General features: G+C 47.0%; 1 pseudogene. It reads left to right on the plus strand.

Annotation, left to right across the window (positions count from 1 at the left end):
- Nucleotides 1-270: 270 nt before the first annotated feature.
- Nucleotides 271-502 (plus strand): annotated as a pseudogene (locus WG89_RS28780) (hypothetical protein); the annotation flags it as partial.

Raw genomic sequence — 502 nt, forward strand, 5'->3', positions numbered from 1 at the left:
GCGTATAACTTGAGGCGGATGTTCAGCCTGAAACAAGTGAATGAAGAGCAGTGGTTGGAACTGGTCTTGTTGGCGACTTATCTGTGGCACTATTGGGCTGATCTGAGGCCAAGAGTGAGAAAAATCATAAGGACAAGTTGAAAATGTAATGCGCCGGAGAGGGTTTTATAAGTTCTCTCCGGAATAGTCAGAGTCTGAAATTACTTGAACTGCGTTTATGGGTTCAAGTCCGACAGGCTGCTAGAACAACAGTCCAAGGAAAACCCTTCCATGCCCCTCAAGTGGTTTCACACACTAATGCTTATGTGCCTGATATCGCTAAACGCTCAGGCCGCCAAAATTGACTTCTGGGATCAACAGAAGCGAGGCACCAATTTTTTTAACAGTGAACCTACTGAACAGAATTACAAAGCGGCCAGCGAAGCCGGTCTTGAATGGGTTCGTGTCACCTTCAGCAAGTGGGAAAGCCGGGAAAAAGACTTTCTGGCTGGCAACCTGGACA

The organism is Endozoicomonas arenosclerae (assembly GCF_001562015.1).
GTDB lineage: Bacteria > Pseudomonadota > Gammaproteobacteria > Pseudomonadales > Endozoicomonadaceae > Endozoicomonas_A > Endozoicomonas_A arenosclerae.